13 protein-coding genes are annotated in these 14,339 nt (G+C 72.4%); 6 read left to right on the forward strand and 7 right to left on the reverse strand.

The annotated features are described in order from the left end of the window. Nucleotides 1–87: 87 nt before the first annotated feature. Nucleotides 88–1,401 carry a glutamate-1-semialdehyde 2,1-aminomutase gene (hemL, locus tag WMF11_RS50750; RefSeq protein WP_437975894.1) on the reverse strand — a complete coding sequence of 438 codons (1,314 nt, stop codon included), beginning with the start codon at nucleotides 1,399–1,401 and terminating at the stop codon, nucleotides 88–90. 279 nt (nucleotides 1,402–1,680) lie between these two features. Here hemL and WMF11_RS50755 point away from each other — a divergent pair, with 279 nt between their 5' ends. After that, nucleotides 1,681–3,165: a serine/threonine-protein kinase gene (locus tag WMF11_RS50755; RefSeq protein WP_437906240.1), complete on the forward strand. Its 1,485-nt coding sequence runs from the start codon at nucleotides 1,681–1,683 to the stop codon at nucleotides 3,163–3,165. 41 nt (nucleotides 3,166–3,206) lie between these two features. Here the strand turns inward: WMF11_RS50755 and WMF11_RS50760 are convergent, their stop codons facing one another. Then, nucleotides 3,207–3,770 carry a GNAT family N-acetyltransferase gene (locus tag WMF11_RS50760; RefSeq protein ID WP_437906241.1) on the reverse strand — a complete coding sequence of 188 codons (564 nt, stop codon included), beginning with the start codon at nucleotides 3,768–3,770 and terminating at the stop codon, nucleotides 3,207–3,209. Between the two features lie 245 nt (nucleotides 3,771–4,015). Between WMF11_RS50760 and WMF11_RS50765 the strand changes: the two genes are divergently transcribed. Then, nucleotides 4,016–4,528, forward strand: a complete 513-nt coding sequence (locus tag WMF11_RS50765) for a hypothetical protein (protein WP_437975895.1) — start codon at nucleotides 4,016–4,018, stop codon at nucleotides 4,526–4,528. Nucleotides 4,529–4,779: 251 nt separating this feature from the next. On the opposite strand, the gene WMF11_RS50770 is transcribed toward WMF11_RS50765, so the two are convergent. After that, nucleotides 4,780–5,244 (reverse strand): hypothetical protein, encoded by a 465-nt coding sequence (locus tag WMF11_RS50770; protein WP_437975896.1) that lies wholly within the window; start codon nucleotides 5,242–5,244, stop codon nucleotides 4,780–4,782. 306 nt (nucleotides 5,245–5,550) lie between these two features. After that, on the reverse strand, nucleotides 5,551–6,765 hold the full coding sequence (locus WMF11_RS50775; RefSeq protein WP_437975897.1) for an IS701 family transposase: 1,215 nt from the start codon (nucleotides 6,763–6,765) through the stop codon (nucleotides 5,551–5,553). Between the two features lie 315 nt (nucleotides 6,766–7,080). On the opposite strand from WMF11_RS50775, the gene WMF11_RS50780 reads away from it, so the two are divergent. Then, on the forward strand, nucleotides 7,081–8,574 hold the full coding sequence (locus WMF11_RS50780; RefSeq protein WP_437975898.1) for a ferritin-like domain-containing protein: 1,494 nt from the start codon (nucleotides 7,081–7,083) through the stop codon (nucleotides 8,572–8,574). Between the two features lie 157 nt (nucleotides 8,575–8,731). Further along, entirely contained in the window at nucleotides 8,732–9,511 is a 780-nt protein-coding gene (locus WMF11_RS50785; RefSeq protein ID WP_437975899.1) for a DUF4142 domain-containing protein, read from the forward strand. Between the two features lie 68 nt (nucleotides 9,512–9,579). Here WMF11_RS50785 and WMF11_RS50790 read toward each other — a convergent pair whose 3' ends face one another. Continuing rightward, a complete protein-coding gene (locus WMF11_RS50790) occupies nucleotides 9,580–11,022 on the reverse strand; it encodes an aldehyde dehydrogenase family protein (protein ID WP_437906247.1) in 1,443 nt (480 codons plus the stop codon). Between the two features lie 81 nt (nucleotides 11,023–11,103). On the opposite strand from WMF11_RS50790, the gene WMF11_RS50795 reads away from it, so the two are divergent. Both WMF11_RS50795 and WMF11_RS50800 read left to right on the forward strand, forming a co-directional pair. Next, nucleotides 11,104–12,525: an aminotransferase class III-fold pyridoxal phosphate-dependent enzyme gene (locus WMF11_RS50795; protein ID WP_437975900.1), complete on the forward strand. Its 1,422-nt coding sequence runs from the start codon at nucleotides 11,104–11,106 to the stop codon at nucleotides 12,523–12,525. After that, entirely contained in the window at nucleotides 12,522–13,508 is a 987-nt protein-coding gene (locus tag WMF11_RS50800; RefSeq protein ID WP_437975901.1) for a hypothetical protein, read from the forward strand. The genes WMF11_RS50795 and WMF11_RS50800 overlap by 4 nt, the downstream gene beginning before the upstream one ends. Nucleotides 13,509–13,587: 79 nt before the next feature. Here the strand turns inward: WMF11_RS50800 and WMF11_RS50805 are convergent, their stop codons facing one another. Both WMF11_RS50805 and WMF11_RS50810 read right to left on the reverse strand, forming a co-directional pair. Further along, the gene (locus WMF11_RS50805) at nucleotides 13,588–13,980 is read right to left on the reverse strand and encodes a DUF5615 family PIN-like protein (RefSeq protein ID WP_437906250.1); all 393 of its coding nucleotides are present in this window, start codon (nucleotides 13,978–13,980) and stop codon (nucleotides 13,588–13,590) included. After that, on the reverse strand, nucleotides 13,977–14,207 hold the full coding sequence (locus tag WMF11_RS50810; protein WP_437906251.1) for a DUF433 domain-containing protein: 231 nt from the start codon (nucleotides 14,205–14,207) through the stop codon (nucleotides 13,977–13,979). Before WMF11_RS50810 ends, WMF11_RS50805 begins: the two co-directional genes overlap by 4 nt. Nucleotides 14,208–14,339 lie beyond the last annotated feature (132 nt).

Below are 14,339 nucleotides of genomic sequence, written 5' to 3' on the forward strand. Positions count from 1 at the left end.
CGGAAGGGCCGATCGCCGCGGCGGTCGGCCCTTCGCCGTCCTGGCCTCGCCCTCGCGGGGGTCCTCCGGGAGGGGCCGGCGCGGCCCTCAGGCCGCGAGCGCCTCGCGGCAGGCGGCGATCGTCCGCTCGATGTCCTCTTCCGAGTGCGCGCCGCTCAGGAACGCCGCCTCGTACTGCGACGGAGGCCAGTAGACGCCTCGCGCGAGCATCGCCGCGTGGAAGGCGCTGAAGCGCTTCGTGTCGGACGTGGCGGCGTCGGCCCAGGAGCGGACCGGGCCCTTCGTGAAGAACAGCGTGATCATCGAGCCGACCCGCTGGACGCACGCGGCCGCGCCGGCGCCCTCGGCGGCGGCCCGGAGGCCCTCCTCGAGGGAAGCGCCGAGCTTCTCGAGCCGCTCGTAGAGCGCGGGCGTGAGGCGATCGAGCGTCGTGAGCCCCGCCGTGACCGCGAGCGGGTTGCCGCTGAGCGTGCCCGCCTGGTACACGGGGCCGAGCGGCGAGACGACGCGCATCACGTCGGCGCGGCCGCCGTAGGCCGCGAGGGGCATGCCGCCGCCGACGATCTTGCCGAGCGTCGTCAGATCCGGCCGGAGGCCGAAGCGCTCCTGCGCGCCGCCGCGGGCGAGGCGGCAGCCCGTCATCACCTCGTCGAAGATCGAGAGCGCGCCGTGCTTGCGGCAGAGGTCGATGACGAGGGCGAGGAACCCGGGCTCCGGCGGGACGCAGCCCATGTTGCCGACCACGGGCTCGAGGATGACCGCGGCGATGTCGCCGCCGCGCGCGGCGAAGGCGGCCTCGAGGGCGGCCGGGTCGTTGTAGGGCAAGGAGAGCGTGGTGCGGGCGATGCTCTCGGGGACGCCGGCGGAGTCGGGGGCGCCGAAGGTGGCGAGCCCGCTGCCCGCCTTGACGAGCAGGTGATCGGCGTGGCCGTGGTAGCAGCCCTCGAACTTGATGATGGCGTCGCGGCGCGTGAAGCCGCGCGCGACGCGGATGGCGCTCATCGTGGCCTCGGTGCCGCTCGAGACGCAGCGCAGCATGTCGATGCTCGGGTAGAGCTCGCGGATCTTCTCGGCGAAGCGGACCTCGAGCTCGGTCGGCGCGCCGAACGAGAGTCCGCCGAGGGCGGCCTCGCGGACAGCCTCGATGACGGCGGGGTCCGCGTGGCCGAGGATGGCCGGCCCCCAGGAGCCGACGTAGTCGATGTACTCGGCCCCGTCGGCGTCGAACAGCCGCGCGCCCTGGGCGCGCGCGATGAACAGGGGGTCGCCGCCGACGGCGCGGAAGGCGCGCACGGGGCTGTTCACGCCGCCCGGCAGGACGGCGGCGGCGCGGTCGAACAGGGCTTTGGAGGCGGGGGCCCGGTCCGCGCGGGCGGGCGGAGCGCTTGTCGCGTTCGTCATCGTGCTCCGGCCATAGCAGGGGCGAGGCGTGGGAGCGACGCGGATCGCGGGCGAGGGGAAGTGGAGGTGGAAGTGGAGGTGGAGAAGGTCGCGCGGGGCGCCGCGGGCATCGCCGACGCCGGGATCGAGGCGTCGCGGGCGCGGGTGCGCCACACGAGCCTTTCCGGCGCGGTCGCGCTTGGCTATGGTGATCGTCTGGAGAGAGGGGCCGCGACCCGCGGCCGGGCTGCTCCTGGGGACCGCAGGCGCGGCTCCCCGAGCACCAGCATCTGGTGAGCCATGCGGATCTCCGAGGACCCCGCTCCGGGGCAGCGTCTCGGGCGATATGAGCTCCTGCGCCTCATCGGCGAGGGCGGGATGGCGCAGGTCTGGGCCGCGCGCATGGAGGGCTCCCGCGGCTTTCACAAGGTCGTCGCGCTGAAGACGCTCATCCCGGCGCTCGCGCGTGATCCGCAGTTCCAGCGCATGTTCCTCGACGAGGCGAACCTCGCCTCGAAGATCCACCACCGCAACGTGGTCGAGATCCTGGACCTCGGCGACACGGACGGCGTGCTCTTCCTCGTGATGGAGTGGATCGACGGGCAGACGATGCAGCAGCTGCTCCGGCCGGGCCTCCGTCCGATGCCGCTCTCCCCGGCGATCGCCTCGCGCATCGTGGCCGACGCGGCGCACGGGCTGCACGCGGCGCACGACCTCCACGACGATCGCGGGGAGCCGCTCGGCATCGTGCACCGCGACGTCTGCCCGCAGAACATCCTCATCGATCGCGACGGCACGGTGAAGGTGGCCGATTTCGGGATCGTGAAGGCGTTCGAGCGCCTGGGCGACACGACGCAGACGGGCGAGATCAAGGGCAAGGGCGAGTACATGTCGCCGGAGCAGGCGCAGGGCCAGCCGGTCGATCGCCGCTCGGACATCTTCTCGCTCGGCGTGGTGCTCTTCGAGGCGGTGACGGGCGCGCTCCCGTTCCAGGTGCTGCACGACCTCGTGCTGCCGCAGACCGGGGTGCCGGAGCCGCCGCGGCCCACGCTGATCGCGCCGCATTGCCCGCGTGATCTCGAGGAGATCATCGTGAAGGCGCTCGCGCGCGATCCGCGGAAGCGCTTCCAGACGGCGGGCGAGATGGCGAGCGTGCTGGAAGATTTCCTCATGCGCAGGTCGGGCGTGGTGACGCCCGCGCACGTGGCGGAGCTCCTCCTTGAGCGCTGCGGGGAGAGCATGGAGGAGGAGCGGCAGCGCATCGCGGCCGCCGTCGCCCCGCAGCAGCGCGCGGGGTGGCGGCCGAAGCCGGGCGCGACGCTGTCGGCGGGGCCGCCCTCCGAGGGGCGGCGGAGCGTGCGGTCAGAGCCGCGGCGGGGGCTCGGCGGGCTGATGCGCGCCGGCGGCGACGCGCTGCGCCCGGTGGCGCTGCCGTGGCTCGTGGCCTCGGTGTCCACGGGCGTCGCGGTGGCGTCGCTCATGTTCGTCGCGCTGAGCCGGCCGAGGGATCAGCGGTCGCTCGTGGATCCGATCGCGGTGCAGATCGAGCCGAGCGCCGCGGTCGTGCGGCTGAACGGCGTGGTGCTCGGCGTGGGCAGCCAGGTCATCGCGCGGCCGATGCCGGGGGTGTCGCTCTCGGTCGACGTGCGATCGAGCGACGGCGTCTCGCAGACGGTGGAGATCACGTCGGAGTCCCCCGCGCGGATCCAGCTGAACCTGGCGCGCAAGGGCGAGGCCGGGACCGCGGCGCCGCCGGGCAGCAAGGGCGCGCCGGCGCCGAGGTAGCGCGGGAGGGGGCGCGCGCAGGCCGCTCGGGCGATCTCGGGTCACCTCGCGGCGCCGCCGGCGTCGCGGCGCAGGAGCCCGTAGATCGCGGTGTCGGTGTACCGCCCGTTGTAATACCAGTTCTCGCGGAGCAGCCCGTCCCGCACGAAGCCGAGCCGCTCCAGGACGCGCATGCTGGCGCGGTTCTCGGGATCGATGTGCGCTTCGATGCGGTGGAGGTCCATCACGTCGAATCCGAAGGGGAGCACGGCGCGCAGCGCCTCGGTCATGATGCCCCGGTTCCAGAACGCGGGCAGCAGCTCATAGCCGATCTCCGCCCAGCGATGGGGTTTGTGCCAGCGCCAGAAGCCCGTGGTCCCGATGAGCTCTCCGCTCTCGTGGAGGGTGATGCCCCAGCGGATGGATGTGGCGTCGCGGATCCCGGCGAGGATGGAATCGATGCGCTGCTCCGCGTCGGCCAGCGAGCTGTCGGGCGCGCGGCCGAAGTAGTGCGTCACCTCCGGGTCGGAGTGGATGCGGAGGAGGGTCGCGGCGTCGGCGGGCTCGATCGCGCGGAGGCGGAGGCGCGGCGTCATCAGGACGGGGAACGGATCGAACGACACCATCGGGCGAGGGGATGGGCGGAGGTCCGGCGGACGTCAAGCGTCGGACACGGCGCTGGCCACCGCCGTCCGGGGCGGCGTTCGACTGGAGCGGTGCTCGCCTCGTGCGGCGCTCGACGCTGGAGCGGTGCTCACCTGGAGCGGCGTTCGAGCCCGATCCTCGCCGTGCGTCCCTCGCTGTGCGTCGTGGGCGTCGGGCTTGACGACACGGCGACCTCGTCCGAGATCTGCGGGGGAGGACACGGCGTATGGCTCCGCTCGAGGATCAGCAACCGGAGCAGCTCGCCGCGATCGACGAGGCGGAGAGCGATGCCCGCGGCGGGCGCGGCGCGGGCTCCGGGGTACCGGGGCACCGCGTGCGCTTTGCCCTCGGGATCTCCGAGCTGCCCGGCGAGCGCGCGGTGGTCGTGCTTCACGAGGACACGATCCTGCGCTGGCGGCCCACGCCGAAGCGGCCGGACGGCGCGCTCTCGCGGCTCTCCGAGGTGGCCGTAGGCGCCGCGATCGCGGTCGAACACGGCGGCATCTGGGATGAGGGGCTTGTCCTCGGCCGCGTCGTGCGCCCGGCGCGCGAGGGGGGCTTCCGGGTCGACGGCGACGTGGAGCGCTATCCATCCATCGCGGACGCCGAGCACGCGCACGGCCCGCTCGAGGCGGGCGAGCCGCAAGCGCCGCCGGCGAGGACAGGCGAGCCGACGTTCGAGCTGGGCGAGCCGATCGGGCGCGACGCGCGCGGGATCGGGCGCAGGGTGAGGAGGTAGCCGCCGCGTCCTGCGCGATGCCGGCGCAGCAGCGCTGCGAACAGTCTTCGCGCCGCGTTCTCCTAGCTCCGAACGTGGTCGTGGTCGTGAACGTGGTCGTGGTCGTGAACGTGGTCGTGGTCGTTCACGGCCTACCGTTGACGACCACTGACGATCTCGACCACGTTCACGTTCGTGAGTGATGGTGGGGGCTTCGGGCCCTGAGCGCGACCGAACGACGTTGGTCAACGCGGCTGTCGGGAGCGTCCGGATCAGGCGATGCCGACCGGCGGATCGACGGTGACGGCTTCTGGCTTCACGGGGCTGGCGTCCAGCTTCTTCTCGGTCCGAGAGGGCGTCGGCGTGGCGCGCGTCGCCGTGTACAGGTTGGGGAATCGGCCCTCGGGATCGTCGTAGTAGAAGAGGAAGCGGCCGACGCGGACGGCCTCGTCGTAATGGCGGAAGAGCAGCTTGGCGGTGCGCGCCTGGTAGCCCTTCCAGAGCGTCTGCTCGGGCGTCGCCGTGGCGCCGAGCAGGCGGAGGATCTGCGCCGCGAGCGCGGCCGCGTCCTGCTCGTCCTCGCTGCGGAAGTTCCGCTTGTCGTCCTGGATGGCCTCGCGGTGCTTCCGGTACATCTCGGCGGCGCCGGACAGATCGTTGGCGAGGTCGAGGTGGCCGGGAGCGCTGCCCCGGAGTGGGTGGCCGAGGTCAGGAGGAACTTGTACCGGGCGAACCATGTCGCCCAGGCGACGCCCTCGAGCCCGTCGATCAGCGTGGCATCGAGCGCGCCTGTGGCGGCGATGGCCGCGATGCGCTGGCGCAGCTTCGGCGCGGCGAGCGCCTCGGCCACGCCGATGGCCTGCACGGCGGCCGCCTGGAGATCGAGCCGCGGCACCTCTAGCACCACTGCGTCACGGCCAGCGAGCTGAAACGGATCGCCCCTGGACTGCGACGCGTGGCAGCTTGGGCATCGGGGCAACCAGCGGGTCAGCACGCGAGCGATGGCGAGACGAACCGTGGGGAAGGAGTCCGGGAAGTGGCGCTCAGGCCGCGAGCGCGAGCGCACGGGGGCGACGCGGCCGGGCGGCCGAGGGGGGAAAAGGCCGCGTGCGTTCCGCGACCACGAAGGCATAGCAGCTCAGCGCGACCGTGACGTGATGATGCCAGCCGCGAAACCGACGGCCCTCGAAGTGGTCCAGGCCCAGCTCCCCCTTCAACTCTTCGTAGACCTTTTCGGTGCGGTAGCGTTCCTTGAACCTCCGAACGATCTCTTTGTTCGTCATCCGCGCCGGAAGCGTCGTGAGCGCGAACTTGGTCGGCTTCGGCTCGTCGTCTGGCCACTCCATCAGGAGCCAAACGGGCGGGTGCTGCTCGATCGGGATCCCGTCCTCGTGTGCCACCTGGACGCGCCGAAGTGCGAAGCGCGAGGACAACGTTCGACACGTGCCTTCCCGCCAGCACAGGCGACGAAACGCCCCGCGTCCGAGGCGTTGCGCGAAGTCGGCGGCGCTGACGGTCGGGCTTGGGTCGACAGCGCCACGACGTCGCAGCGGGAGGACCTTTGTGGGCGATTCGATGCCGACGGCGTAGTCGAAGCCCAGCAACCGCACCGTCTCCCGGAACGCATTAGAATTGCCGTAGGCGGCGTCGGCCAGCACGATATCCCCGGGAATGCCGTGATGGACGGCGCGCTCGATCATCTCGAGCGCCAAGTCGATCTTGGTCTTGTAGACGACTTGGTCGGGGATGCGCGCCTCTCGTCGTCGTGCTGGATCGTCCGCCCAGCTTTGCGGCAGGTACAGCTCGAAGTCAATGGGGACATGGTGATAGCGGGTCGCCACACTGAGGCTGACCCCGATCTGGCAATTGGTGGTCTTACCGGCGGAGCCGGTGTATTGCCGCTGAACGCCGACGGAGTGGGTCCCCTTCTTCAAGAAGCCCGTGTCGTCGACGATCCACGAGGTCACGGGGGCCTGCTGGGTCATCGCTCCGATCGCATAGCGCGCAGCGTGAAGGCGCACGGCCTCGTCGTCCCAATGCGAGTTCGAGACGAAGTGCAGCAGGCGTTGGTGCGCCACCTCGACGCGTTCGGGATCGGGGCAGGCGCGCGCCGCGATCGGCTCGACGCTCTTGCGCTCCGCCTCGCCGAGCAGCCCCAACGCATACGTCGCGAAGGACTCGCGCCGCAGCGGATGGCCGAGCACGTCGCCAATCTCAGACAAGTAGGCCTGCAACCGCTGCTCCGCGGCGGGGTCCATGATGTACTCCATGGCCCCGAAGGCTGTGTCGCGCGGGCGCCGCGTCGACCCCGGCGCGACGAAAAGACTCCTCGATCTACAGGGATATCCGCCCGAGCGTGCAGCTCCCGCCGGTCGGTCGTTGCCGGGCTCGACGGGCTGCGACGCAGTGGTGTTACCACCTCCGCGAGCTCCTTCTCCACGCGCTCCGCCCTGTCCCGGATCGACCGCGAGCTCCTGCGCCGCGCGCTCCGCCCGCCCTGCGCCGGCGCCGGCGCGCAGCGTCCCCGAGCCCATCGATCCGGCCTCGCGCGTCCCTCTGCTACCCTTCCGCGAATGGAACGCCACCGCTCGCTCCGCATGACCCTCCTCCTCGCCGCCGGCGCCGCCGGCTGCTCCAACGCGAAGAGCCCCGACGTCGCGGTCGTCACGCTCGGCGAGCCGCAGGCCACGCCCCGCGACGCCGGCGTCCCGGAAGAGCCGGGCCAGTCCGCGCCCCGGCCGCCGCCGCGCGGCGTGGGCTGGGTGACGGAGCGGGACGGCACCGTGCACCGCGCCACGCGGGTCCGGTGCGACGCGACCATCGACCAGAGCGCGTGCAGCGGCACGGAGCGGACGTTCCAGTGCAGGACGGACGCCGATTGCAAGGAGGGACCCCGCGGAAAGTGCGTGAGCTCGGTCGGGCAGATAGGCGCGTATTGCGGCTGCGAGTACGCCTGCCAGAGCGACGCGGAGTGCGGCGCGTCCGAGGCCTGCGTGTGCAAGGGGACAGGCGCCCTCCGAGAGCAACACTCCGTCTGCGCAAAGGCCCTCTGCTCGGTCGACGCCGATTGCCCCGGCAGCACCTGCGGCCTGTCGGCGTACTTCAACGGCTGCTGGGAGCAGGTCACGCTCGCCTGCCGCACCAAGGAAGATACCTGCCTGAGCGACGCGGACTGCCGATCTTCTGACGAGAACCGCGGCGCCGCCTGCGTCGTCACCGACCCGGAGGCAGAGCGCGTGGGCTGGGAGTGCGCCGGGATCTCCTGCGCCATCGGCCGCCCGTTCGTCGTCGACGGCCGGCCGCGCGCCGCGCAGGGCGCCGCGCGCGACGACTGGCGCGCTCCCGCCGAGCTCGATGTCGCGTCCCTCTCGCCCGAGGTGCGCGAGCTCGCCGCGGCGCACTACGCCGCTGTCGCCGCGCTCGAGCACGCGTCCATCGCGAGCTTCGCCCGCTTCTCCCTCCAGCTCCTCGCGCTCGGCGCGCCGGCCGCCCTCGTCGGCGAGGCGCACCGCGCCGCGCTCGACGAGGTGGAGCACGCGCGCCTCGCCTACGGCGTCGCCTCCCGCCTCGCCGGCCGGGCCATCGGCCCCGGGCCGCTGCTCGAGGCGGCCACGGCGCCGCTCGGCGCCGGCGTCGCCGAGGTGGTGGAGGCGCTCGTCGAGGAGGGCTGCGTTGGCGAGGCGCTGGGCGCGGCGGAGGGCCGTGAGATCGCGCAGCGCGCGGCAGATCCGGCGCTCGCGGCCACGCTCGCGCGCATCGCCGCCGACGAGGAGCGGCACGCGGCGCTCTCGTGGAAGGCGCTCTCGTGGATGCTCGCGACGTTCGGCGAGCCGGCGCGCTCCGCGGCGGACCGCGCGTTCTCCCGCGCCGCCGCCCGCTACGCCGCCGACCCGGCCCCCGGGCCAGGCGTGCACGAGGCGCTCGGCCTGCTCCCGGCGCGCGCGCTCGGGGCGCTGCGCCGCGAGGTGCTCGCCGAGGTCATCGCGCCGTGCCGCGCGGCCTTACCGGGGCTGTCGTGCGACAGCACCGCCGCGCAACCGTCGAGTCCGGCACAGGCATCCTCCTGAGCGGACTGATGAGGCAGATTCGCTCACTCCCGTGGCAACTTGCCACAGCGGGGAGGGGAGCAGTCGCGTGGATCCGGGAGAAAAGGGGGCGCCCGTGCCGTGCACCGGATCTTGCACGGGGGCCGGCACTCGAATCCACGTGAGGAGGTCTTTACCCATGGTTGCATCGCGCAACGCTCTCGTCCTGACGATCGGTCTCGCTGTCGGCGTCGGCTGCTCCAACACGCCCCCGGCGAGCAGCCCGAGCACGAACGAAGCACCACCGCAGCCGGCCCCGACCGCCGCCCCGCCGCTGCCGGAGGCGACCCCTCCCGCGACGCCGCCGGCTCCGCCGCCCGGCACCGAGCCGCAGGCGGGGACGACGCAGCCGGGGACGACGCCCAGCGCTCCGGCCGAGGCGCCGCTGACCGACGAGCAGATCCTCGCCGTGCTCGACGCCTCGAACAAGAAGGAGATCGACGAGGCCCAGCTCGCGCAGACGAAGGCCAAGAGCAAGGACGTGAAGGCCTATGCCAAGGTCATCGCCCAGCACCACACCGAGGCGAAGGCGAAGCAGGCCAAGCTGGTCAAGAAGCTCGGCATCACGGCGGCGGACTCGGACAAGAGCAAGCAGCTCACCGAGGAGACGCAAAGCGCGCTCGAGCAGCTGAAGGCGCTGCAAGGGGCCGATTTCGATCAGCAGTTCGTGGCCACGATGATCAAGGATCACCAGAACACGCTCGACTTCCTCGACAGGAAGGCGCTGCCGAACGCGAAGAACGCCGATCTGAAGGCGATGGTCGAGAAGGACCTCCGGCCGACGATCGAGAAGCACCTGAAGGACGCGGAGGCACTCTCGCAGAAGCTCGGCCCGGCGGGCGCGGGAGCGACAGGGACCCAGGGCGGCGCGCAGCCCCCGGCCCCTGGCACGAAGGAGGCCGCGCCCCCGCCGAAGTAGTCGGCTGCAGGCGAGGACGGGAGAAGGAGACGAGAGCGGGGCGCGTCGTCAGCGCCGATGCGTCCCGCTCAGCTGAGAGAGACCCAGACGGACTTGAGCTGCGTCAGCTCGTCCAGCACCGCGCGGCCGTTCTCCCGCCCGAAGCCGGACTGCTTGGTTCCGCCATACGGGCTCGCCGCGTCGAAGCGGTTGTACGTGTTGATCCAGACGGTGCCCGCCGAGAGGCGCGCGGCCAGCGCGTGCGCCTTGCCGACGTCGCGCGTCCAGATGCCCGCCGCGAGGCCGAACTCGGTCGCGTTCGCGACGCGCGCGGCCTCCTCCACGTCGTCGAAGGGCAGGACCGCCAGCACGGGGCCGAAGATCTCCTCGCGGGCGAGGGCCATCGACGGGGAGACCGACGAGAATACCGTCGGCTCGACGAAGAACCCCGGGCCCTCGCGGCGCCCGCCGGTCTCGCGGCGCGCCCCCTCGGCCGCGCCACGGTCGATGTAGCCGAGCACCTTCGTGAAGTGCGCCTCCGAGACGAGGGGGCCCATCTGCGTCGACGGATCGAGCGGATCACCAGGGACCAGCCGGCGCGCGCCGCTCGTGACCACCTCCAGCACGCGGTCGTGCACCGACCGCTCCACGAGGAGCCGGCTCCCCGCCGTGCAGAGCTCGCCCTGGTTGTAGAAGATGGCCGTCACCGCCGCCTTCGCGGCGCTCTCCACGTCCGCGTCCGCGAAGACGATGTTGGGGCTCTTGCCGCCCAGCTCCAGCGACACCTTCTTCAGCGTGCCCGCCGCCGCGCGCATGATCGTCCTGCCCGTCTCCGTGCCGCCCGTGAACGAGATCTTCGCGACGCCCGGGTGCTCGACGAGCGCAGCCCCCGCCTCCTCGCCGTGCCCCGTGACGACGTTGACGACGCCCGGCGGCACCCCCGCCTCCGCGAGGATGCGCGCCAGCTCCAGCGTCGTGAGGCTCGCCTCCTCCGGCGGCTTGACGACCACCACGTTGCCCACCGCGAGCGCGGGCGCCACCTTCCGCGCCGCGAGCAAGAGCGGGAAGTTCCAGGGGATGATCGCGCCGATGACGCCGAGCGGCTCGCGCACGGTGTAGTTGAGGAACGGACCCCGCACCGGGATCGTCTCGCCGCCGAGCTTCGTCGCCCACCCGGAGAAGTAGAAGAACGTGTCCGCCGTGCGCGGCACGTCGATCGTCCGCGCGGCCGTGATCGGCTTGCCCGTGTCGAGCGCCTCGAGCCGCGAAAGCTCCTCGCACCGCGCGAGGATCAGCTCCCCCGCCTTCCACAGGATGCGCGCGCGCTCGTTCGGATCCATCGCCGCCCAGCGCGGAAACGCCGCGCGCGCGGACGCCACGGCGGCGTCGACGTCCTCGCGGCGGCCGCGGGCGAGCCGCGCGAGCGCCCCGCCCGTCGCGGGGTTCGCGGTCTCGAACGTCTCGCCCGAGAGCGCCTCCCTCTCGGCGTTGTCGATCCAAAGGCTCTTCACCGTCTCGCGCGTGTCACCCATGCCCCCGTCGTAAACCCGCGCACCCGGGCGCGGCAAGCGGCGATGACACGCGCCCCGGCGTGCGGGATACTCGCGCTGCCTATGGATTTCTCCGATCGCCCCACGCTCCCGTCCGTCCCTCCGCGAAGAGTCGTCACCGAGCTGCCCGGGCCGAAGGCGCGCGCCTGGATGGCGCGCGGCGGCTTCGACATGCAGTCGAGGTATCGCGCGGTCGTGATGGACGACATCGCGAGCCGCGGGTGCTCGCTCGTCGACGTGGACGGCAACGTGTTCCTGGACCTGTTCGCGAACTTCGCGCTCGGGGCGCTCGGCTACAACCACCCCGCCCTGGTCGAGGTGGCGCACCGCGAGGCCTTCATCCGCGCCGTCGCGAACCCGACGTCGACGCCGTTCGTGACGACGCCGGCCTGGTTCGAGTTCGTCGAGGCGCTCGAGCAGCGGTTCGCGCCGCGCGGCATGGCGCGCGTCTTCTGCGTGGACGCGGGGGGCGAGGGCGTCGAGTCCGCGATCAAGGCGGCGTTCATCCGGCACGGCGAGCGCCGGCGGGAGGCCGCCGGGCTGCCGAGGAACCCGCTCGAGCTGCCGGAGGAGCTGCAGAAGAGCATCCTCGACAACGCGGGCACCGACGCGGTGGTCGTGTCGTTCGCCGGCGCGTTCCACGGCCGGGGCCTCGGGCCGATGTCCGCCACGCACTCGAAGGTGATCCACAAGGCCGACCTGCCCGCGTTCCCCTGGCCGACGGCGCCCTTCCCCGCGAGCCGCTTCCCGCTGGCGCGCTTCGCCGACGAGAACGACCGCGCCGAGGCGGAGGCCCTCGCCGCGCTCGAGCGGATCCTCGACGCGCACGGCGGCCGGGTGGCCGCCCTGATCGTCGAGCCCGTGCAGTCCGAGGGGGGCGATCGGCACGCGAGCGCGGCCTTCTTCCGCCGCGCGCAGGAGCTCGCCGGGAAGGCGGGCGCGGCGTTCATCCTGGACGAGGTGCAGACCGGCATGGGGATCAGCGGCACGCTCTGGGCGCACGAGCAGCTCGAGCTGCCGCGCCCGCCCGATCTCATGTGCTTCGGGAAGAAGATGCAGATGGGCGGGTTCTTCGCGACGAGCGCGTACGACGTCGCGCAGTTCGGGCGCATGTACCAGACGCGCAACGGCGACCGCGCGCGGTCCGCGATCGCGCTGGCGACGCTCCGCGCGATCGAGTCCGAGGACCTGCTCGGCAACGTGCGCGCGACGGGCCGCCACTTCCTCTCGCGGATCGAGGAGCTCTGCGAGCGCTACCCCGCGCTCGCGAGCGAGCCGCGCGGCCGCGGCTTCCTGCTCGCGTTCGATCTGCCGACGACCGCGGCGCGCGACGATTTCCTCTCGCGCGCGCTCCGCCGCGGGGTGTTCGCGAGCTACACGGGGACGCGCTCGGTCCGGCTGCGGCCGCACCTCATCACGACGGTCTCGGAGGTCGACGAGGCGATCGGCGTCTTCGACGCGGTGCTGCGCGAGATGGCCGGATGATCGTCGATCCGCGCGACGTCTGCCCGGGGGAGGGGCCGGAGAAGGTCGCGCGGGCGCTCGCGCAGTTCTCCGTGGACGAGGCGCAGGACGGCGCGGCGTTCGACGAGGGCTACCGGGCGCTCGACGCGGTCTTCGGGCCGAAGGGCGAGCTCGAGCGCCGCGAGGTGCTCTGGGCGTGGCTCACCGGGGCGCACACGGACGCGGGGGCGCCCATCACGGCGACGTACCACCTGCTGCTCGCGCGCGACGCGGAGGGGCACCTCGCCGGCGTGCGCGATTGCTACGTCACGCTGGACCGCGCGGCGCGGCGCTGCGTGGCGCTCCTGTCGCACGCGCTCGTCCTGCCGGCCTTCCGCCGCACCGGGCTCGCCGCCCTGCTGCGCGCGGCGCCGGTCGCGCTCGCGCGCCGGGCGATCGAGGGCGCGGGGCTCACAGGGGGCCAGGGGGCCGGCGGCGACGGCGCGGAGGTGATGCTCGCCGCGGAGATGGAGGCCGTCGACACGGACGACCGCGACACGGTGGTGCGGCTCATCGCGTACGGGCGCGCGGGGTTCGCGATCGTCCCGCCGGACGTGCTCCCGTACGCGCAGCCGGACTTTCGCGACACCGCGGCGCTCGGCGTCACGCCCGTGCCGCTGCCGCTGCTCGCGGTGGTGCGCCAGGTCGGCGAGGAGGAGCGCGACGACATCCCCCGCGCCCGGGCCGAGTCGTTTCTGCGCCATTACCAGGCCGTCCACGCGCGCGAGGTGAGCCCGAGCGAGCTCGCGCCGATCCGCGAGAACGCGCTCGCGCGCCTCGCGGCGTTCCCGGGCGAGCGCGTGCCCCTGATCCGGATCCCGCGGGGGCCGGCGGAGGTCGCGGGGTTCGCGCCGGTGCTCCGGAGCGCGGTGATGCCGCTGTTCCCGCCGGCGTGGCGCGGCAAGGCGCCGCTCGACGTGCCGGAGCGGGAGCTCGAGAGGCTCCGCGCGGCGTGGGGGGGTTGAGGGCTCGGGCGCTCGGGCAGCGACGGCGCTCGACGCCAGGAATCTCTGGCCGCCTCAAGGCATCTGAAAGCTGCCCTCGTCATCGCTCCGGTCGAAGACACCGGACCCGAACACGCACCAGCGCGTCCTTCCGCTCTGCAACGAGCACGAACGGCGGTTCCACGTCCGCTGCGCTGGCCTCGATCGCTTCGAGCATCTCGATCACGAACGTCGGTGAGATGTGCCCAGGTCTCAAATAGATGATGCCCACGAGCGGTTCGCCGGACTGGTAAGCGAGCGTTCCGAAATCACCATCGTGTGTCAGAACGACACGACCTTGGCCGTGTGCATGGCGCAGGACGTCGATGTCATCTCTGCCGCCCATTCCCTCTTCGAGCACCGCACGGACGTCTTTGCCCCGAAGGACGAGCGCACGCACCACCTCACGATGGATGTTCTCGTCCGCGAGTAGCGGGAACGCGAGCGGCTTCATGCAGGGATCTTCACCTCCCAGACCACCTCGTTTTTCAGGGAGCGCGCCGCGTACCGCAGCGCCGCCGAGAGCCCTTCAGCCGGGAGCTGCGGGTAGGCTTCCAGGATTTGCTCACGTGTCGCGCCGCTCGCCAGCAGATCCAGAACGAGTTCGACGCTGATGCGGGTGCCCTTGATGCAGGGCTTGCCCCCGAGCAGGCCCGGGCGCGCGACGATCCAATCTTCCATCCGGCTCTCCTCCTGTCATCGTCCCGTCGGTTGGAGGATAGCAGCACCATCGCCGTCTCGACGCCGCCTCATCGGCCCGCGCCGGCAGACCATCGAACACATCCTCTGGAGCGGCCTGCTCTCCTGGGCGCA

This window comes from Sorangium sp. So ce295, from assembly GCF_051527405.1.
Classification (GTDB): domain Bacteria; phylum Myxococcota_A; class Polyangia; order Polyangiales; family Polyangiaceae; genus Sorangium; species Sorangium cellulosum_B.